The sequence below is a fragment of the Enterobacter sp. HK169 genome (assembly GCF_001719105.1).
GTDB lineage: Bacteria > Pseudomonadota > Gammaproteobacteria > Enterobacterales > Enterobacteriaceae > Enterobacter > Enterobacter asburiae_B.
Map to the genome: position 1 here is coordinate 2,810,457 of NZ_CP017087.1, position 19,848 is coordinate 2,830,304.

Annotated in this window: 16 protein-coding genes; 10 read left to right on the top strand and 6 right to left on the bottom strand. The window is 57.2% G+C overall.

Annotated elements, in window-relative coordinates:
• Positions 1-78: 78 nt before the first annotated feature.
• The 4 genes from katG to metB form a co-directional block, all read right to left on the bottom strand.
• Positions 79-2,259: a catalase/peroxidase HPI gene (katG, locus tag EnteroDNA1_RS13380; protein ID WP_039264223.1), complete on the bottom strand. Its 2,181-nt coding sequence runs from the start codon at positions 2,257-2,259 to the stop codon at positions 79-81.
• Between the two features lie 147 nt (positions 2,260-2,406).
• The gene (gene metF / locus EnteroDNA1_RS13385) at positions 2,407-3,294 is read right to left on the bottom strand and encodes a methylenetetrahydrofolate reductase (protein WP_069303424.1); all 888 of its coding nucleotides are present in this window, start codon (positions 3,292-3,294) and stop codon (positions 2,407-2,409) included.
• Between the two features lie 226 nt (positions 3,295-3,520).
• A complete protein-coding gene (locus tag EnteroDNA1_RS13390; protein WP_032662744.1) occupies positions 3,521-5,953 on the bottom strand; it encodes a bifunctional aspartate kinase/homoserine dehydrogenase II in 2,433 nt (810 codons plus the stop codon).
• Positions 5,954-5,955: 2 nt separating this feature from the next.
• Complete coding sequence (gene metB / locus EnteroDNA1_RS13395; RefSeq protein WP_048978884.1) at positions 5,956-7,116, bottom strand: cystathionine gamma-synthase; 1,161 nt, start codon at positions 7,114-7,116, stop codon at positions 5,956-5,958.
• A gap of 276 nt (positions 7,117-7,392) precedes the next feature.
• On the opposite strand from metB, the gene metJ reads away from it, so the two are divergent.
• Entirely contained in the window at positions 7,393-7,710 is a 318-nt protein-coding gene (gene metJ, locus EnteroDNA1_RS13400) for a met regulon transcriptional regulator MetJ (protein ID WP_007369220.1), read from the top strand.
• 48 nt (positions 7,711-7,758) lie between these two features.
• Here metJ and rpmE read toward each other — a convergent pair whose 3' ends face one another.
• Positions 7,759-7,971 carry a 50S ribosomal protein L31 gene (gene rpmE, locus EnteroDNA1_RS13405; RefSeq protein ID WP_003862040.1) on the bottom strand — a complete coding sequence of 71 codons (213 nt, stop codon included), beginning with the start codon at positions 7,969-7,971 and terminating at the stop codon, positions 7,759-7,761.
• A 200-nt stretch (positions 7,972-8,171) separates the two neighbouring features.
• Here rpmE and priA point away from each other — a divergent pair, with 200 nt between their 5' ends.
• From priA to rraA, 7 genes are all read left to right on the top strand, one after another.
• Positions 8,172-10,367, top strand: a complete 2,196-nt coding sequence (gene priA, locus EnteroDNA1_RS13410; RefSeq protein WP_069303425.1) for a primosomal protein N' — start codon at positions 8,172-8,174, stop codon at positions 10,365-10,367.
• 119 nt (positions 10,368-10,486) lie between these two features.
• Positions 10,487-11,512, top strand: a complete 1,026-nt coding sequence (gene cytR / locus EnteroDNA1_RS13415; protein ID WP_023309683.1) for a DNA-binding transcriptional regulator CytR — start codon at positions 10,487-10,489, stop codon at positions 11,510-11,512.
• A gap of 93 nt (positions 11,513-11,605) precedes the next feature.
• Positions 11,606-12,604: a cell division protein FtsN gene (ftsN, locus tag EnteroDNA1_RS13420; protein ID WP_058841957.1), complete on the top strand. Its 999-nt coding sequence runs from the start codon at positions 11,606-11,608 to the stop codon at positions 12,602-12,604.
• A gap of 94 nt (positions 12,605-12,698) precedes the next feature.
• Positions 12,699-13,229, top strand: a complete 531-nt coding sequence (hslV, locus tag EnteroDNA1_RS13425; protein ID WP_008501802.1) for an ATP-dependent protease subunit HslV — start codon at positions 12,699-12,701, stop codon at positions 13,227-13,229.
• A 9-nt stretch (positions 13,230-13,238) separates the two neighbouring features.
• Positions 13,239-14,573, top strand: coding sequence for an HslU--HslV peptidase ATPase subunit (gene hslU / locus EnteroDNA1_RS13430; RefSeq protein WP_023309685.1), 1,335 nt, complete (start codon positions 13,239-13,241; stop codon positions 14,571-14,573).
• Between the two features lie 68 nt (positions 14,574-14,641).
• Positions 14,642-15,562 carry a 1,4-dihydroxy-2-naphthoate polyprenyltransferase gene (gene menA, locus EnteroDNA1_RS13435; RefSeq protein WP_069303426.1) on the top strand — a complete coding sequence of 307 codons (921 nt, stop codon included), beginning with the start codon at positions 14,642-14,644 and terminating at the stop codon, positions 15,560-15,562.
• 92 nt (positions 15,563-15,654) lie between these two features.
• On the top strand, positions 15,655-16,140 hold the full coding sequence (gene rraA, locus EnteroDNA1_RS13440) for a ribonuclease E activity regulator RraA (protein ID WP_032662736.1): 486 nt from the start codon (positions 15,655-15,657) through the stop codon (positions 16,138-16,140).
• Positions 16,141-16,730: 590 nt separating this feature from the next.
• Here rraA and zapB read toward each other — a convergent pair.
• A complete protein-coding gene (zapB, locus tag EnteroDNA1_RS13445; RefSeq protein WP_010436935.1) occupies positions 16,731-16,970 on the bottom strand; it encodes a septal ring assembly protein ZapB in 240 nt (79 codons plus the stop codon).
• Positions 16,971-17,369: 399 nt separating this feature from the next.
• Between zapB and EnteroDNA1_RS13450 the strand changes: the two genes are divergently transcribed.
• Both EnteroDNA1_RS13450 and glpK read left to right on the top strand, forming a co-directional pair.
• Positions 17,370-18,215, top strand: coding sequence for an MIP/aquaporin family protein (locus EnteroDNA1_RS13450; protein ID WP_014885705.1), 846 nt, complete (start codon positions 17,370-17,372; stop codon positions 18,213-18,215).
• Between the two features lie 21 nt (positions 18,216-18,236).
• A complete protein-coding gene (gene glpK / locus EnteroDNA1_RS13455) occupies positions 18,237-19,745 on the top strand; it encodes a glycerol kinase GlpK (RefSeq protein ID WP_023309688.1) in 1,509 nt (502 codons plus the stop codon).
• The last annotated feature ends 103 nt before the right edge of the window (positions 19,746-19,848 follow it).

The following is a 19,848-nucleotide window of genomic DNA, read 5'->3' on the forward strand; positions in this document are numbered from 1 at the left end:
GTGAATAAAAATCCCCGCATCAGCGGGGATTTTTTTGCCCGTAGGCCGGGTAAGCGTTAGCGCCACCCGGCACAAGGGTTACTGCAGGTCGAACCGATCCAGATCCATTACCTTCGCCCATGCGGCAACGAAGTCGCGGACGAACTTCTCGCTGGCATCGCTGCTGGCATAAACCTCTGCCAGCGCGCGCAGGACGGCGTTAGAACCGAAGACCAGATCGGCGCGGGTGGCGGTGTATTTCACTTCACCGCTGGCGCGATCGCTTCCGGCAAACAGTTCATTAGATTCGTCGGTTGCCTTCCACTGGGTGTTCATGTCCAGCAGATTCACGAAGAAATCGTTGCTCAGCACGCCCTCGCGGTCGGTAAACACGCCATTCTTGCTGCCATCAAAGTTTGCACCCAGCACGCGCAGGCCACCGATCAGCACCGTCAGCTCAGGCGCGGTCAGCGTCAGCTGCTGGGCTTTGTCGATCAGCAGTGACTCAGTGGTGGACACATCCACCTGCGCACGGTAGTTGCGGAAGCCGTCGGCAATGGGTTCGAGCAGGTTAAACATCTCGATATCCGTCTGATCCTGACGCGCATCCACGCGCCCTGGCGTAAACGGAACGTTGACGTAAACGCCTGCCGCTTTCGCCGCCTGCTCAACGCCCACGACGCCCGCCAGCACGATGATATCGGCCAGAGAGGCTTTGTTGGTGGTGCGCTGGATAGCTTCCAGAGCCGGCAACGCGCGAACCGCTGCGGCGTTCACATCCCAGTCGCGCTGAGGAGCCAGCGCCAGACGCGCGCCGTTGGCGCCGCCGCGCTTGTCGCCACCGCGGAAGGTCGACGCTGACGCCCACGCAACGGAAACCAGTTCGCTCACCGAGAGGCCAGAGGCAGCGATTTCCGCCTTCAGGCTTTCAATGTCTTCTTTCGACGGATTGAACACCGCCTGCGGCAGCGGGTCCTGCCAGATCAGATCTTCTTTCGGCACTTCCGGGCCAAGGTAACGCGATTTTGGCCCCATATCGCGGTGGGTCAGCTTGTACCACGCGCGCGCGAAGGCTTCGTTGAAGGCCTGCGGATCGTTCAGGAAGCGGCGGGAAATTTTCTCGAATTCCGGGTCAAAACGCAGCGTCAGGTCGGTGACCAGCATGGTAGGTTTGCGTTTTTTCGACGGGTCGAACGGATCGGGCATGATTTCCGGCGCATCCACGGCTTCAAACTGAATCGCCCCCGCCGGGCTGCGGGTCTGCACCCATTCGTATTTGAACAGGTTTTCGAAGAAGTAGTTGCTCCACTGGGTCGGGGTTTGCGACCAGATGACTTCCAGACCGGAGGTAATGGCATCTGCGCCAATTCCCGTGCCGTGCGTGCTGGCCCAGCCCAGGCCCTGCGCTTCAATCGGCGAGGCTTCCGGGTCGGTGCCGACGTGCGTGGCTTCACCCGCGCCGTGGGTTTTGCCGAGGGTGTGGCCGCCCGCGATCAGCGCAACGGTCTCTTCGTCGTTCATCCCCATGTTGCCGAAGGTGGCGCGAATGGCCGCCGCAGCAGACAGAGGTTCACCGCTGGCGTTTGGCCCTTCCGGGTTCACATAAATCAGGCCCATTTCGGTGGCGGCCAGCGGTCGCTTCGCCAGCGCCTCCGGGTCACGGTGGGTTAGCCAGGCTTTTTCATCGCCCCAGTTCACGTCCAGGTCTGGTTCCCAGACGTCTTCACGCCCGGCACCGAAACCAAAGGTACGGAAGCCGGAGTTCTCCAGCGCCACGTTACCCGCGAGGATAAACAGGTCGGCCCAGGAAATTTTTTGTCCGTATTTTTGCTTGATGGGCCACAGCAGACGGCGCGCCTTATCCAGGCTCACGTTATCCGGCCAGGAGTTCAGCGGCGCAAAGCGCTGTTGACCGCGGCCTGCGCCACCGCGCCCGTCAACGGAGCGATAGGTCCCCGCGCCGTGCCAGGCCATACGGATAAACAGGCCCGCATAGCTGCCCCAGTCGGCAGGCCACCACGGTTGAGAGTCGGTTAAAAGGGCTTTGAGGTCGCCTTTAAGGGCGGAGTAATCAAGTTTGCTGAATTCTTTGCGGTAGTCGAAGTCTTCACCCAGCGGGTTCGAACGATTGGAATGTTGATTAAGAAGATCGATGCGGAGTTGTTTTGGCCACCAGTCGCGGCTGCCTGTACCTGCTCCCGCGCTGTGATCGACGCCGCCCTGGTGGAACGGGCATTTGCCGACCGATGCCGCTTTATTGGTCTCGTCTGACGTGCTCATCGCTATGCTCCCTTTTACAGTGTTACCGTTACGATATACACCACTAGCAATAAGTTATAGTTGAATTAATCCACAGATTCGATAGCTAATACCTTTTAACTATTCGCGTAACTAAAAAGCCCTCGTAATACGAGGGCTTTGCGCTTATTACGCCGGACGAACGCCCAGCGTATGGCAAATGGCGTAGCTCATCTCCGCGCGGTTCAGCGTATAGAAGTGGAAATCTTTCACCCCTTCACGGCTTAAAATTTTCACCATGTCCATCGCGATATTGGCCCCCACCAGCTTGCGGGTTTCCGGGTCATCGTCCAGCCCTTCGTACATTTTGGACATCCACAGCGGAATGCGGACATGGGTCATATCGGCGAACTTCTTCGCCTGTTTGAAGTTAGAGACCGGCAGAATACCCGGGATAATTTCAACGTCGATGCCCGCGGAGACGCAGCGGTCACGGAAACGCAGGTAGCTTTCCACATCAAAGAAGAACTGGGTAATGGCGCGGTTCGCACCGGCGTCCACTTTACGCTTGAGGTTCAGCAGATCGGCCTGGGCGCTTTTCGCTTCCGGATGCACCTCAGGATAAGCGGCAACGGAGATATCAAAGTCAGCCACCTCCTTCAGCAGCGCGACCAGATCGGCGGCATACATGTCCGGCTTACCGCTGCCCGGCGGCAGGTCACCGCGCAGAGCGACGATATGACGAATGCCGTTATTCCAGTAATCCTGGGCGATGGCCCGCAGTTCGTCGCGGGTGGCGTCGATACAGGTGAGGTGCGGCGCCGCTTCCAGACCGGTACGATCTTTGATGCCTTTAATGATGCTGTGCGTACGGTCACGCTCGCCGGAGTTAGCACCGTAAGTCACGGAGACGAACTTCGGCTTCAGGCTGCTGAGACGATCGATAGAGCTCCACAGAGTTTGCTCCATTTCACTGGTGCGCGGCGGGAAAAATTCAAAAGAGACGTTAATCTGGCCGTTTACTTCGGCCAGGCTCTGATTCAGTGCTTCCCGCTGGTTGGCGTGAAAAAAGCTCATACCTTACCTCTATCAATCGCATGTCGTTATTTGTTGTGTTGTGAACTTCTATACGTTTAGACGTCCAGATGTAAAAATGACGGAAAAGCGGAGGGACGTCAACATAAATAATCAACAATAACGGTGAGGTTTGCTCAGGGAATATGAGGGAAATTCAGGATGAGGGTGAGTGCGGTCTGATGCCCTCACCCTAACCCTCTCCCGCAGGGAGAGGGAAATTCAGGCTTTACAGCAGCTTAGCCAGACGGTTGATGTCGGACTGAATGGCTCCAGCGGTGACATCACGACCCGCGCCAGGGCCGCGGATCACCAGCGGGTTATCGCGGTACCAGCGGCTTTCGATGGCGAAGACGTTATCGCACGGCAGCAGCGCCGCCAGCGGATGTTCAGGACGCACCGCCTCGACGCCGACTCGCGCTTTTCCGTTGGCCTCGAAACGCGCCACATAGCGCAGTACCAGCCCCATCTCGTTCGCCGCTTCCAGACGCTGTACCATCTGCTCGTTAAGCTCTTCACCATTTTCAAAGAAATGATCCACAGAACCTTCTTCACAGCCGGCAGGCACCAGCGATTCGACGCGTACGGCGTCCGGTTCGATGTCATAACCGGCTTCACGCGCCAGGATCACCAGCTTACGCATCACGTCTTTGCCGGAAAGGTCAACGCGCGGATCGGGCTCGGTTAAGCCCTGCTGCCACGCCTGATCCACCAGGTCGGTGAACGGTACGGTGCCGTCAAACTGCAGGAAAAGCCAGGAGAGCGTGCCGGAGAAGATACCGCTCAGCGCCAGAATGCTGTCGCCGCTTTCAATCAGGTCACGCACGGTGTGGTTAACCGGCAGGCCAGCCCCAACGGTGGCGTTATAGAGCCAGTGGCGCCCTGTTTTTTCAAACGCGTCGTGGATCTGGCGGTATTTATCGGTGCTGCTCGCCCCCGCCAGCTTGTTCGCACTGATGACGTGGAAACCGTGGCTGGCGAAATCCAGATACTGATCCGCAAGCTGTTCGCTTGCGGTAACGTCCAGCACCACCAGATCGTCATACGGGTGCGCGCGCATCCAGAGGAACAGCGACTCTTCATCCTGCTCAACCGCTTCATCATTAAAGAACGCAAGCGCGCGGCTGGCGTCCAGCCCTTCGTAGTTCAGGAGGCTGCGGCGGCTGTCCACCACGCCCGCGAGAATGAATTCGAATCCGGTACGCGCCGAGAGCGTCACCTGTTCGCGGGCGAACAGTTCCAGCCAGCGGGAACCGATGTTGCCTTTCCCGAACAGCACCAGGCCGATGCGCTTTTCCGCGCGGAACAGGGAGGTGTGCAGACCCTGAATCAGGCTCTCGGTTGGGCCTTTACGCAGGACGGCGACCAGGCTGATGCCCTCTTCCGACTGCCAGGTGAATTCCACCGGCTGGCCTTTCAGCTGCTGCCAGAAGCGGTGGCAGTGCAGCGGGTTACGGGTGACGCCCGCGCCCACCATCGCCACCAGCGCCAGCCCCTGACGCAGGCGAAGCTCGCCCGGCAGGCCCGCTTCATCCAGAATTTTCAGCGCGCTATCCGCCACTTCCGCGGTATAGCAGAACTGCAGCAGCTGGCGATCGTTATGCACGCCAACGGCCAGCGGACGCACCTGGGCGCGTTTCAGGATCGTGTCGATATCTTTATGCGCCAGCTTGAAGTCCTGGCCCGCAGGCACCTGGAACTCAATCAGGCAGATGTCGTCGTGGCTGGTGACAATACGCGCCCCGGTACCGGACGCCAGCACGCGCTCAATACGCGTAGAGCCTTGATCCGGGGTGTAACTGCAGCGCAGCTGGAGGTCGATATCGCTGCCGGAAACCGGCTGCAGCGTGCGCGCGTGCAGTACCGGCGCGGCCAGACGCGCCAGCTCGCTGGCTTCGTCGAGACGCAGCAGCGGCAGCAGGCAGGCATCTTTTACTTTGCGCGGGTCCGCGCTGTACACACCGGCCACGTCGCTCCAGATGGTGACGCGGGACACGCCCGCCAGGGCACCAATCTGCGTTGCCGAGTAGTCGGAGCCGTTACGGCCCAGCAGCACGGTTTCGCCCGCGTTGCTGCGGCTGATAAAGCCGGTGACGACAATACGTTTGCCCGGGTGCTGCACCAGCAGCTGTTGCAGCAGCGGGTAGGACAACCCTTCATCCACCTGCGGCTGCGCGGCGCGTTCGGCGCGCAGGAAATCACGCGCGTCGAGCCAGGCCGCTTCCACGCCCAGGTGTTGCAGCACGGCGGCCATCAGGCGCGCGGACCACACTTCACCGTGGCCCACCACTTCGGCATACACCGCGTCGGTAATTCCGCTGTCCAGCAGGGCAGCCAGACGCTCAAGGTCATGCGTAAAGGCGCTGATCAGCCCGTCCGCCACGTCCGCAGGCAGCAGGCCGGCAATCAGCTCGCTCTGGTAACGGCGTAAGGACTGTTGCACCTGATGCGCAGAAAGGCGATCGGTCTGGCTCAGTTTCAGCCAGCTAATCAACTGGTTGGTGGTGCTGCCCGCCGCCGAGACAACCATCATGTCACCCGGCTGTGAATATTCCGTCATGATCCCTGCAACGCGCAGGTAACATTTCACATCAGCAAGACTACTACCACCAAACTTGTGCAGTTGACGACCCTTCGCCCCTGCCTGCGCTATCACACTCATGATTACCCCTTGGCTGCGATCCGGAAGGCATTTTCCAGATCGGCAATTAAATCTTCAGAATCTTCAATGCCGGTTGAGATACGCAGCAGCGTCTCAGAAATTCCGGCGGCGGCACGAGCTTCCGGTGCCATACCTGCGTGCGTCATGGTCGCGGCGTGGGAGATCAAGCTTTCAACCCCACCTAAGGATTCCGCCAGCGTAAACAATGACAGCCCGCCCAGGAAGCGACGCAGCGTTTGCTCGTCACCGTCCAGTTCAAAACTTAACATCGCGCCAAACCCTTTCTGCTGACGCGCGGCAATCTCGTGCCCCTGATTTTCCGGCAGCGACGGGTGATAAAGCTTTTTCACCAGCGGCTGGGTTTTCAGGAAATCGACAATCGCCTGGGCATTGCGCTGCGCCACGTCCATGCGCGGCGATAGCGTGCGGATGCCGCGCAACAGCAGATAGCTGTCGAAGGCCCCCGCGGTGACGCCAATATTATTGGCCCACCATGCCAGTTCGGTGACAACGTCGGGATCTTTGGCAATCACCACGCCCGCCACCACATCAGAATGGCCGTTCAGATATTTAGTGCATGAATGCAATACCAGATCGGCACCCAGTGCGAGTGGGTTCTGAAGGGCCGGACTGAGGAACGTATTATCCACTACACTTATCGCTCCCGCATCCCTTGCGAGCTGACAAATTTTCGCAATATCGACAACGCGCAACAATGGATTGCTTGGACTTTCCACCAGAACCAGCTTCGGTTTCTCTGCCAGGGCCTGTTTCAGCGCCTGTTCGTCGTTTTGATCGACAAACAGGACGCGATAGCATCCGCGTTTCGCCAGGCTGTCAAACAGGCGATAGCTGCCGCCGTAGCAGTCGTGCGGCGCAACCAGCAGATCGCCGGGTTTCAGGAACACCGTGGTCACCAGGTGAATGGCGGACATCCCCGTATTGGTTAATACTGCACCTGCGCCACCTTCCAGCTCGGCCAGCGCGCGCTGGGTCACGTCACGCGTAGGGTTGCCACGACGCGAATAATCATGCGCGCGGGGTTCATTAAATCCGGTGAAATTATAGGTACTGGAAAGATGAATCGGCGGGACAACGCAGCCGTACTGCTCGTCATCATTTAATCCGCTACGCACTGCAATAGTGGCCTGTTTACGCGTCATGGTGAGGGCTTCCTGGCGAATGAGGTGAAAAGTCAGGCACCAGAGTAAACACTGAAAGTATGGACGTCAATACATCTGGACATCTAAACTTCTTTGCGTATAGATTGAGCAATGCGCAAATAGCCGTTAAAATTATATGCTTTAGTGCACGCTGCAGCGGCAATATCCGTGCCACGGTATCGTCTCTACGGTAAACTAGACAAGATTGCGGTTCAAAACGGGTGGTTACAGGTTTTGCACCTTTAAATAAATGACTGAGAGGATTAAAGGTATCTCATGGCTGAATGGAGCGGCGAATATATCAGCCCATACGCTGAGCACGGTAAGAAGAGTGAGCAAGTAAAGAAAATTACGGTTTCCATTCCTCTGAAGGTGTTGAAGATCCTCACCGATGAACGTACGCGTCGTCAGGTGAATAACCTGCGCCACGCGACCAACAGCGAACTGCTGTGCGAAGCGTTTCTGCATGCGTTTACCGGTCAACCGTTGCCGAACGATGAAGATCTGCGTAAAGAGCGTAGTGATGAAATCCCGGAAGAGGCGAAGGTGATCATGCGTGAACTGGGTATTGACCCGGATACGTGGGAATACTGAGAAGCGGATACAAAAAAGGCACCTTGCGGTGCCTTTTTTTCGGGAAACTTATTTAGCGCCCGGGATGCTGAAACGCTTGTTGAAGCGGTCAACACGGCCACCGGTTGCAACGTCACGCTGCTTACCAGTGTAGAACGGGTGGCATTTGCCGCACACGTCCAGGTTCAGATCGTGACCCACGGTAGAGCGGATCTGGATAGAGTTACCGCAAGAACAGTTTGCAGTAATCATTTCGTATTTCGGGTGAATATCTTTTTTCATGGGAGAACCTCAGTTAAGGCCGCGTCGCTCTTCCAGCCCTAACGCCAGACACCACGCGATGTTGATTGTAAGTTCTTTGGCGTAAAGTACACCAAAGGCGGCGAATCATACAGAATTTGACCAACGTATGCAAACTGATCCGCACGCCGCTTTTACTAATGTGTATACTAACGCGCCACTTTTCAAGTCAGGAAGATTCGATGCCCGTCGCTCACGTTGCCCTGCCCGTTCCGCTTCCCCGCACCTTTGACTACCTGCTGCCCGACAGCATGAGCGCCAAAGCGGGTTGCCGCGTGACCGTGCCGTTTGGCAAACAGCAGCGCGTGGGGATTGTTGTCTCCGTCAGCGATCAAAGTGAACTGCCGCTCAATGAACTGAAGTCGGTCGTTGAGGTGCTGGACAGCGAGCCCGTTTACTCCACCAGCACCTGGCGACTGCTGCTGTGGGCGGCAGATTATTATCATCACCCGATTGGCGACGTCCTGTTCCATGCCCTGCCAATCATGCTGCGCCAGGGCAAAAGCGCCAGCCATGCGCCGATGTGGTACTGGTTTGCCACCGAGCAGGGCCAGGCGGTGGACATCAACAGCCTGAAGCGATCGCAGAAACAGCAGCAGGCGCTGGCGGCGCTGCGTCAGGGAAAAATCTGGCGACATCAGGTCGACGAGCTTGAGGTCAGCGAAACGGCGCTACAGGCCTTAAGAAAGAAAGGGCTGAGCGAACTGGCCAGCGAAGCCCCCGCTCTTTACGACTGGCGGGAGAGTTTCTCCGTTTCAGGGGATCGCCTGCGTCTGAATACCGAGCAGGCCACCGCCGTGGGCGCGATTCATAGCGCCTCCGATCATTTCTCTGCCTGGCTGCTGGCGGGGGTCACCGGTTCCGGCAAGACCGAAGTCTACCTGAGCGTGCTGGAAAACGTGCTGGCTCAGGGCAAACAGGCGCTGGTGATGGTGCCGGAAATTGGCCTGACGCCGCAAACCATCGCCCGATTCCGCGAGCGCTTTAACGCGCCGGTTGAGGTGCTGCACTCCGGCCTGAACGACAGCGAACGCCTCAGCGCCTGGCTGAAAGCGAAAAACGGCGAAGCGGCGATTGTGATCGGCACCCGCTCGTCGCTGTTTACGCCATTTAAAAATCTTGGCGTTATCGTGATCGACGAAGAACACGACAGCTCCTATAAACAGCAGGAGGGCTGGCGCTATCACGCCCGCGATCTGGCGGTCTATCGCGCGCACAGCGAGCAAATTCCCATTATTCTCGGCTCCGCCACGCCGGCGCTCGAAACGCTGCACAACGTGCGCCAGCGTAAGTACCACATGCTGCGCCTGACGCGTCGGGCGGGGAATGCCCGTCCGGCCATTCAGCACGTGCTGGATCTGAAAGGTCAGCAGGTTCAGGCCGGGCTAGCGCCTGCATTGATTACCCGCATGCGCCAGCACCTGCAGGCGGGGAACCAGGTCATTCTGTTTCTGAACCGCCGCGGATTCGCCCCCGCCCTGCTGTGCCACGACTGCGGCTGGATTGCCGAGTGTCCTCGCTGCGACCACTACTATACCTTCCACCAGGCCCAGCGGCATTTGCGCTGCCACCACTGCGACAGCCAGCGCCCGGTGCCGCGCCAGTGCCCGTCATGTGGTTCAACCCATATCGTACCGGTCGGTCTGGGGACGGAACAGCTGGAACAGGCGCTTGGCCCCTTCTTCCCGGACGTGCCTATTTCGCGTATCGACCGGGACACCACCAGCCGCAAGGGCGCGCTGGAACAGCAGCTGGCGGAAGTGCATCGCGGCGGCGCGCGCATCCTGATTGGCACCCAGATGCTGGCCAAAGGCCACCACTTCCCGGACGTGACGCTTGTCGCCCTACTGGACGTGGACGGCGCGCTGTTCTCGGCAGATTTCCGCTCAGCCGAGCGCTTCGCCCAGCTATATACCCAGGTGGCAGGGCGTGCCGGTCGCGCCGGTAAACAGGGCGAAGTGGTGTTGCAAACGCACCACCCTGAGCATCCGCTGCTGCAAACCCTGCTGCATAAAGGCTATGACGCTTTTGCCGAGCAGGCGCTGGCCGAACGCCAGAGCATGCAGCTGCCGCCGTGGACCAGCCACGTCATCATCCGCGCGGAAGATCACAACAACCAGCAGGCGCCGCTTTTCCTGCAGCAGCTGAGAAACCTCCTGCAGGCCAGCCCGCTGGTGGATAATCAGCTGTGGATCCTGGGCCCGGTGCCGGCACTCGCGCCAAAGCGCGGCGGACGTTTCCGCTGGCAAATCTTACTTCAGCACCCCTCACGTGTTCGCCTGCAGCATATCGTCAGCGGCACGCTGGCGCTCATCAACACGCTGCCGGAAGCGCGAAAAGTGAAGTGGGTACTGGACGTCGATCCCATCGAAGGCTGAAGACGGATCGAAAAATTTAACGCTCCTCACACTTTTTATGAAAATTCTGTAACCGATTCCATTAACTATCTGTAAAAATGGTGATGTCAGAAGTTCGGTGTTCAGGCGAGGAGAAGACGTTGAAGTCCAGGAAAGAGGTTGCACCGGCGACCATGAAAGACGTTGCCCAGAAAGCACAAGTCTCTACGGCAACGGTATCCCGCGCATTAATGAACCCGGATAAAGTCTCCCAGGCGACCCGTAACCGGGTAGAGCAGGCTGCGCTTGAAGTGGGCTATTTCCCACAGGCGATGGGGCGTAACGTCAAACGCAATGAGTCGCGCACCATTCTGGTGATTGTGCCGGATATCTGCGACCCCTTCTTCAGCGAGATTATCCGCGGTATTGAAGTCACCGCAGCGGAACAGGGTTACCTGGTGCTGATTGGCGACTGCGCTCACCAGAACCAGCAGGAAAAAACCTTCATCGATCTCATTATCACCAAGCAGATCGACGGCATGCTGCTGCTTGGCTCCCGCCTGCCGTTTGATGCCAGCATTGAAGAGCAGCGTAATTTACCGCCGATGGTGATGGCCAACGAGTTTGCGCCGGAGCTGGAGCTGCCGACGGTCCACATTGATAACCTCACCGCCGCGTTCAACGCCGTAAACTATCTCCAGGAGCTGGGGCATAAGCGCATTGGCTGTATTGCCGGGCCTGAAGAAATGCCGCTGTGTCATTATCGCTTGCAGGGCTACGTTCAGGCGCTGCGCCGTACCGGCGTCACCGTCGATCCGCACTACATTGCGCGCGGTGACTTTACCTTCGCCGCGGGTGGACAAGCGCTTGAGAAACTTCTGGACCTGCCTGAGCCGCCAACCGCCGTATTTTGTCACAGCGACGTGATGGCGCTGGGCGCATTGTCGTACGCCAAACGCCGCGGCCTTCGCATACCGAAAGATTTATCGATCATCGGATTCGACAATATTTCGCTTTCAGAATTTTGCGATCCGCCGCTCTCAACGGTCGCTCAGCCGCGCTATCAAATCGGCCGCGAAGCGATGCTCCTTCTGCTGGATCAGCTTCACGGTCAAACAGTTAGCAGCGGCTCGCGGTTGCTGGACTGCGAACTGATTGTCCGCGGCACTACCCAGGCATTGACTTAAAGTAAACGTCTTTCGGATACCCTTATCTGGTCAAAGCCCCGCCGCTTAAGTAACATGGCGGACTGACGAACGAATAAATACAGCGAAACGATAGTGGCACAACGAGATTATGTACGTCGCGGCCAGCCGGCACCTTCGCGACGCAAAAAGAGTAGCTCAAGGAAAAAGCAACGTAACCTGCCTGCTGTCTCGCCAGCAATGGTCGCTATTGCTGCGGCTGTAGTCGTCGCCTTTATTGGTGGCCTGTACTTCATCACGCACCATAAAAAAGAAGAGTCTGAGGCGCTTCAGGCCAGTAAAGTTGCCGGAAATGGCCTTCCTCCGAAGCCTGAAGAGCGCTGGCGCTATATCAAAGAGCTGGAGAGCCGCCAGCCCGGGGTGCGTGCGCCAACCGAACCTTCTGCGGGTGGTGAAGTGCAGAATGCGAATCAGCTGACAGATGAACAGCGTCAGCTGCTGGCCCAAATGCAGGCCGATATGCGCCAGCAGCCTACGCAGCTGAACGAAGTGCCGTGGAATGAGCAGACGCCGGCACAGCGCCAGCAAACGCTGCAGCGACGTCAGGCGCAACAGCAGATCCAGCAGCAGCAACAACAGCAGCAGTGGGCGCAAACCCAGCCGGTGCAGCAGCCGAAAGCACAGCCGCGGGTAACGGAACAGCCATACCAGCAGCCGACGCGTACGGCGCAGTCTCAGCCAGTCCAGCAGCAGCCAAAAACGCAGCCGCAGAAACAGGCGGCTCAGCCGTATCAGGATCTGCTCCAGACGCCAGCGCATACCACCGCGCAGCAGCCGAAAACGCAGCAGGCCGCGCCGGTGACCAAAGAGACCGAAGCGCCGAAGCAGACGGCTGAGAAAAAAGACGAGCGCCGCTGGATGGTACAGTGCGGTTCGTTCAAAGGCGCAGAGCAGGCGGAAACGGTACGTGCTCAGCTGGCCTTTGAAGGGTTTGATTCGCGTATTACCACCAATAACGGCTGGAATCGCGTGGTGATTGGTCCGGTCAAAGGCAAAGAAAATGCCGATGGCACCATTTCTCGTTTGAAAATCGCCGGCCACACAAACTGCATTCGACTCGCCTCCGGGGGTTGAAACCCCCGAAATCCCCCCCATCTATCATTTAATTCAGCCCTGAGCACAGGCTCAGGGCTTCTGTTTCCCGATTCTGTAACCAGGGGGTCTGCTCGTGACAACAATAGTAAGTGTACGCCGTAACGGCCATGTGGTAATCGCCGGTGATGGCCAGGCCACGCTGGGTAATACCGTCATGAAAGGCAACGTGAAGAAAGTGCGCCGCCTCTACAACGACAAAGTGATCGCCGGTTTTGCAGGCGGCACGGCGGACGCCTTCACGCTGTTTGAACTGTTTGAACGCAAACTGGAAATGCACCAGGGTCATCTGGTGAAAGCTGCCGTTGAGCTGGCGAAAGACTGGCGTACCGACCGCATGCTGCGCAAGCTCGAAGCGCTGCTGGCCGTGGCCGATGAAACCGCCTCGCTGATCATCACCGGTAACGGTGACGTCATTCAGCCGGAAAATGACCTGATTGCCATCGGCTCTGGCGGCCCTTATGCCCAGGCTGCAGCCCGCGCGCTGTTGGAAAATACCGACATGAACGCGCGTGATATCGCGGTGAAGGCGTTGGATATTGCAGGTGATATCTGCATTTATACCAACCACAACCACACCATCGAAGAATTGACCTCCAAAGCGTAAGGATCTCCCATGTCTGAAATGACCCCACGCGAAATTGTCAGCGAACTGAACAAACACATTATCGGCCAGGATAACGCCAAGCGTTCGGTGGCTATCGCCCTGCGTAACCGCTGGCGTCGTATGCAGCTTGATGAAGAGCTGCGCCACGAAGTGACGCCGAAAAACATTCTGATGATCGGCCCGACCGGCGTCGGTAAAACCGAAATCGCCCGTCGTCTGGCGAAGCTGGCTAACGCGCCGTTCATCAAGGTTGAAGCCACCAAGTTCACCGAAGTGGGCTATGTGGGTAAAGAAGTGGACTCCATCATCCGCGATCTGACCGACTCGGCGATCAAGATGGTGCGCGTCCAGGCGATCGAGAAAAACCGCTATCGCGCGGAAGAGATGGCCGAAGAGCGCATTCTCGACGTGCTGATTCCACCGGCAAAAAACAACTGGGGCCAGGCAGAGCAGCAGGCGGAACCATCCGCGGCGCGCCAGGCATTCCGCAAAAAACTGCGTGAAGGCCAGCTGGACGACAAAGAGATTGAGATCGATCTCGCTGCCGCGCCAATGGGTGTGGAAATCATGGCGCCTCCGGGCATGGAAGAGATGACCAGCCAGCTGCAGTCCATGTTCCAGAACCTGGGCGGCCAGAAGCAGAAAGCGCGTAAGCTGAAAATCAAAGACGCGATGAAGCTGCTGATTGAAGAAGAAGCAGCGAAGCTGGTAAACCCGGAAGAGCTGAAGCAGGACGCTATCGACGCGGTTGAGCAGCACGGTATCGTGTTTATCGACGAAATCGACAAAATTTGTAAGCGCGGCGGCAACAGCTCCGGCCCGGACGTGTCCCGCGAAGGCGTTCAGCGCGACCTGCTGCCGCTGGTTGAAGGCTGCACAGTCTCCACCAAGCACGGCATGGTGAAAACGGACCACATCCTGTTTATCGCTTCAGGGGCGTTCCAGGTTGCCAGCCCGTCGGATCTGATCCCCGAACTGCAGGGGCGTCTGCCTATCCGCGTTGAGCTGCAGGCGCTGACTACCGAAGATTTCGAACGTATCCTGACCGAGCCGAACGCCTCTGCTACCGTACAGTACAAAGCGCTGATGGCGACCGAAGGCGTGAACCTCGAGTTCACTGAAGACGGTATCAAGCGTATTGCCCAGGCCGCATGGCAGGTCAACGAAACCACCGAGAACATCGGTGCGCGTCGCCTGCATACCGTGCTGGAACGCCTGGTGGAAGATATCTCTTACGACGCGAGCGACCTTAACGGTCAAACCGTTACCATTGACGCAGAATATGTGAGTAAACATCTGGATGCGTTAGTGGCAGATGAAGATCTGAGCCGTTTTATCCTATAATCGCGGTTACTGGATTCTCATCACGTTTAATGGGGGCTAATGCCCCCATTTTTATTGGCTAAATACTTATGACTGACATCAGCCGTACTCAGGCGTGGCTCGAAAGTCTGCGCCCTAAAACGCTTCCTCTGGCCTTTGCCGCGATTATCGTCGGTACCGCCCTTGCCTGGTGGCAGGGTTATTTTGAGCCGCTGGTCGCCGCGCTGGCACTGATTACCGCCGGCCTGCTGCAAATTCTCTCTAATCTCGCCAACGACTACGGCGACGCGGTAAAAGGCAGCGACAAGCCGGACCGCATAGGTCCACTGCGCGGAATGCAGAAAGGGGTGATTACCCAGGCGCAGATGAAACGCGCGCTGATTATCACCGTAGCGCTGATCTGCGTATCCGGTCTTGCGCTGGTGACGGTGGCGTCTAAGACCACCAGCGATTTCATTGGCTTCCTGGTGCTGGGTTTACTGGCCATTATCGCGGCCATCACCTACACCGTCGGCACGCGTCCTTACGGTTATATTGGGCTCGGGGATATCTCCGTACTGGTGTTCTTCGGCTGGCTGAGCGTGATGGGAAGCTGGTACCTGCAGGCGCATACGGTGATCCCTGCCCTGTTCCTGCCCGCGACCGCCTGCGGTCTGCTGGCGACGGCGGTGCTCAACATCAACAACCTGCGCGATATCGACAGCGATCGCGAGAACGGCAAAAACACTCTGGCGGTTCGTCTGGGGCCGGTCAATGCGCGCCGCTATCACGCCTGTCTGCTCATTGGCGCGCTGGTTTGCCTGGCGCTGTTTAACCTGATTTCCTTGCAGAGCCTGTGGGGCTGGCTGTTTGTGCTTGCCGCGCCGCTGCTGATTAAGCAGGCCCGCTTTGTGATGCGTGAACTCAGCCCGTCCGCCATGCCGCCGATGCTGGAACGCACGGTAAAAGGCGCGTTGCTGACTAACCTGTTGTTCGTCATCGGGATTGTGTTAAGCCAGACGCTGCGTTAGCTGACAAATATCAATTAACAATTGATGATTTTGCCAACAACGCATTTCGCACGATATACTGAACACATTCGCAGCAACTGAGCGTTAAACCTATGAAATACGATACCTCCGAGCTTTGTGACATCTACCAGGAAGATGTCAACGTCGTTGAACCGCTGTTCTCCAACTTTGGTGGGAGGTCGTCGTTTGGCGGTCAAATCGTCACGGTGAAATGTTTCGAGGACAACGGGTTGCTGTACGATCTGCTCGAACAGAATGGCCGCGGCCGCGTTCTTGTGGTCGACGGCGGCGGTTCCGTGCGCCGTGCATTAATTGATGCTGAACTGGCCGGCATTGCCGTTCAGAATGAGTGGGAAGGCCTTGTGGTGTATGGTTCCGTACGTCAGGTGGACGATCTGGAAGACCTGGATATCGGGATTCAGGCCATCGCTGCCATACCGGTAGGGGCGGCGGGTGACGGCATCGGCGAAAGCGACGTGCGCGTCAATTTCGGCGGCGTGACCTTCTTCTCCGGGGACCATCTCTACGCCGATAATACCGGCATTATCCTGTCGGAAGATGCGCTGGATATCGAGTAGTTAAAAGTCAGCGAGAACCATAAAAAAACCGCCAACAGCAATGTGGCGGTTTTTTTGTCCCCTCAGGATTCGCGGTCCGTTGGGAAGTTTTGCAGACTAACACCAGGGAGTTTCATCATACTCTCGTCCAAACCTTGGGCAACCCCTCAGAACCTTTATAAAATCCTAATTGTCTATGAATACCTTAACTCCACGGTTGATGCTCATTATGGTGAAGCGTCCCTTTCCGCCATCTCGCAAATGGGCATCGGTCCAGGGAAAGGTGTATTCACTACCGTAAAGCAGGCTAATACCAGGGCTTGTGTCCACCGACTTATCACCGGTGGTGAACGGTGGAGCGGTTAGCTGCAGGGACCGCATAATGAAACGCTATTTATGTATCGCGTTCATTGTCGCCAGCGTACTCGTTGTAAAGAGTGATGAACCGAATGTGTTCGTTGCTTTTGCTATGACAGCGCAGGACAAGTAGCGTTAAGGCCGCCTTTGGCGGCCTTTTTTATGGTGATCGCCGACTGACATCAAACCATAAAAAAAGCCGGGTGGCGGCGACGCCTTACCCGGCTTATTTCATCTGTATTTCCCGAGAGAAATTAGACCTCTTCCATACGTCCCAGCAGCGCCTGCAGGCGATCCTGCCAGCCGTTCTGCTGTTCGCGCAGCTGGTTGTTTTCGCGCTCCAGTTCTTCGCGGCCGTGCTGAGCGTTCTGAACTTCCTGCGCCAGGCTGTTGTTCTTTTCTTTCAGCTCTTCAATTTCCATCTGCAGCAGGGTGATGGTGTCAATCGCCTGCTGTACTTTCGATTCCAGTTTCTCAAACACTTCTAAAGACATGATGCTACCTCTCCTGAATTGCAAGGCGACGCTTTAACATAAACGCGCACGACATATACCGTCGATTGTATGGAGCGCGGCGCTCTGTGTCCAGCGACACACCGCGCAGATCGCGGTTTGCAACACTTTTAGGTCTGGTCCTGGTGTGTTCGCGTCATATACCCCTAAATTGTTAACTGATTCGTTAATGAAATGATTCAGCTCACATTCCTGTACTGATGCAAAAATGTGCTTTATGGCGCGAAAACGCTCATTTTATTGACACAGACCACACATTTTGATTTCGATATTTCTCGTTTTTGCTCGTTAACGATAAATTAACACTATGTCTACAGGGCATCGTGGCTGTCACGGGCGGCCATGCTAACAATAAACATCAATTTCTTCAGGATTCCGATTATGAGTCAGACATCAACCTTAAAAGGCCAGTGCATTGCCGAGTTCCTTGGTACCGGGTTGTTGATATTCTTCGGAGTGGGCTGTGTCGCTGCACTGAAAGTGGCGGGTGCCAGTTTTGGTCAGTGGGAAATCAGTATCATCTGGGGTCTGGGCGTGGCGATGGCCATCTACCTGACTGCAGGGGTTTCTGGTGCACATCTTAACCCGGCGGTGACAATCGCACTGTGGCTGTTCGCGTGCTTCGACGGACGCAAAGTTGTTCCTTTCATTCTTTCTCAGTTTGCCGGCGCGTTTTGCGCAGCGGCGTTAGTTTACGGGCTTTATTACAATCTTTTCATCGACTTCGAACAGACGCATCATATGGTACGCGGCAGTGTTGAAAGTCTGGATCTGGCAGGTATCTTCTCAACCTATCCAAACCCGCATATTAATTTTGTGCAGGCGTTCGCAGTTGAAATGGTGATTACCGCTATTCTGATGGGCGTTATCCTGGCGCTGACCGACGACGGAAACGGCATTCCGCGCGGCCCGCTGGCACCCCTGCTGATTGGTTTGCTGATTGCGGTAATTGGCGCATCCATGGGCCCGCTGACCGGATTCGCGATGAACCCGGCACGTGATATCGGACCAAAAGCCTTTGCCTTTATCGCTGGCTGGGGCGACGTCGCCTTCACCGGTGGCAAAGACATTCCTTACTTCCTGGTACCGCTGTTTGCGCCGGTTGTCGGGGCTGCGCTGGGTGCGTTTAGCTACCGCAAATTAATTGGTCGCCACTTACCGTGCGACACCTGTGTGGAAGAAGAGAAGGAAACGACTTCTACCGCACAACAAAAAGCTTCGCTGTAATCTGACTACGGGACACATACCATGACCGAAAAAAAATATATCGTTGCGCTCGACCAGGGCACTACCAGCTCCCGCGCTGTCGTAATGGATCATGACGCGAACATCGTCAGCGTGTCACAGCGCGAATTTGAGCAAATTTATCCTCGTCCAGGCTGGGTAGAACATGACCCAATGGAGATTTGGGCGTCACAAAGCTCCACGCTGGTCGAAGTGCTGGCGAAAGCCGATATCAGTTCCGACGAGATTGCCGCGATTGGTATTACCAACCAGCGTGAAACGACGATTGTCTGGGAACGTGAAACCGGTAAGCCCATTTACAACGCTATCGTCTGGCAGTGCCGCCGTACATCCGAGATCTGCGAACAGCTGAAGCGCGACGGTATGGAAGAGTACGTGCGCAGCGCCACCGGTCTGGTGGTTGACCCGTATTTCTCCGGCACCAAAGTGAAATGGATCCTCGACCACGTAGAAGGTTCACGCGAGCGTGCTAAACGCGGCGAGCTGCTGTTCGGTACCGTCGATACCTGGCTTATCTGGAAGATGACCCAGGGACGCGTTCACGTGACCGACTACACCAACGCCTCGCGTACCATGCTGTTCAACATCAACACCCTTGAGTGGGATGACAAGATGCTGGACGCGCTGGACATTCCGCGCGCGATGCTTCCTGAAGTGCGTAAGTCTTCAGAAGTATACGGCCAGACCAACATCGGCGGTAAAGGCGGCACCCGTATTCCTATCGCCGGTATCGCCGGCGACCAGCAGGCGGCGCTGTTCGGCCAGCTGTGCGTCAAGGAAGGGATGGCGAAGAACACCTACGGCACCGGCTGCTTTATGCTGATGAACACCGGCGAGAAGGCGGTGAAATCAGAAAACGGCCTGCTGACCACCATCGCCTGCGGCCCGCGCGGCGAAGTGAACTATGCGCTGGAAGGTGCGGTGTTCATGGCGGGTGCATCCATTCAGTGGCTGCGCGACGAGATGAAGCTGATCAGCGATGCGTTCGACTCCGAGTACTTCGCGACCAAAGTGAAAGACACCAACGGCGTGTACGTGGTGCCTGCGTTCACCGGTCTGGGCGCACCGTACTGGGACCCGTATGCACGCGGCGCAATTTTCGGCCTGACGCGCGGTGTGAACTCTAACCACATTATTCGCGCTACTCTCGAATCCATCGCCTACCAGACGCGCGACGTGCTGGAAGCGATGCAGGCTGACTCCGGCATTCGTCTGCACGCCCTGCGCGTGGACGGCGGTGCGGTAGCGAATAACTTCCTGATGCAGTTCCAGTCCGACATTCTGGGCACCCGCGTTGAACGCCCTGAAGTGCGTGAAGTCACGGCGCTGGGCGCGGCATACCTTGCCGGTCTGGCGGTAGGCTTCTGGCAGAACCTGGACGAGCTGCAGGAAAAAGCGGTTATCGAACGCGAATTCCGTCCGGGCATCGAAACCACCGAGCGTAACTTCCGCTACAGCGGCTGGAAAAAAGCGGTGAAACGCGCCCTGGCGTGGGAAGAGCACGAAGAGTAATTCCCCTCACCCCGGCCCTCTCCCCAAAGGGGAGAGGGTGTTTTAAGTCCCCTCGCCCCTTTGGGGAGAGGGGCTCCAACCGCACCGGCCCCCTCACCCCTCC

Bases quoted from the DNA above. Each gene is read 5' to 3' on its own strand.
- menA (WP_069303426.1), top strand. From the start codon at position 14,642: ATGACTGACATCAGCCGTACTCAGGCGTGGCTCGAAAGTCTGCGCCCT.
- metB (WP_048978884.1), bottom strand. From the start codon at position 7,116: ATGACGCGTAAACAGGCCACTATTGCAGTGCGTAGCGGATTAAATGAT.
- metJ (WP_007369220.1), top strand. From the start codon at position 7,393: ATGGCTGAATGGAGCGGCGAATATATCAGCCCATACGCTGAGCACGGT.
- glpK (WP_023309688.1), top strand. From the start codon at position 18,237: ATGACCGAAAAAAAATATATCGTTGCGCTCGACCAGGGCACTACCAGC.
- katG (WP_039264223.1), bottom strand. From the start codon at position 2,259: ATGAGCACGTCAGACGAGACCAATAAAGCGGCATCGGTCGGCAAATGC.
- hslU (WP_023309685.1), top strand. From the start codon at position 13,239: ATGTCTGAAATGACCCCACGCGAAATTGTCAGCGAACTGAACAAACAC.
- EnteroDNA1_RS13390 (WP_032662744.1), bottom strand. From the start codon at position 5,953: ATGAGTGTGATAGCGCAGGCAGGGGCGAAGGGTCGTCAACTGCACAAG.
- EnteroDNA1_RS13450 (WP_014885705.1), top strand. From the start codon at position 17,370: ATGAGTCAGACATCAACCTTAAAAGGCCAGTGCATTGCCGAGTTCCTT.
- priA (WP_069303425.1), top strand. From the start codon at position 8,172: ATGCCCGTCGCTCACGTTGCCCTGCCCGTTCCGCTTCCCCGCACCTTT.
- metF (WP_069303424.1), bottom strand. From the start codon at position 3,294: ATGAGCTTTTTTCACGCCAACCAGCGGGAAGCACTGAATCAGAGCCTG.
- rpmE (WP_003862040.1), bottom strand. From the start codon at position 7,971: ATGAAAAAAGATATTCACCCGAAATACGAAATGATTACTGCAAACTGT.
- zapB (WP_010436935.1), bottom strand. From the start codon at position 16,970: ATGTCTTTAGAAGTGTTTGAGAAACTGGAATCGAAAGTACAGCAGGCG.
- rraA (WP_032662736.1), top strand. From the start codon at position 15,655: ATGAAATACGATACCTCCGAGCTTTGTGACATCTACCAGGAAGATGTC.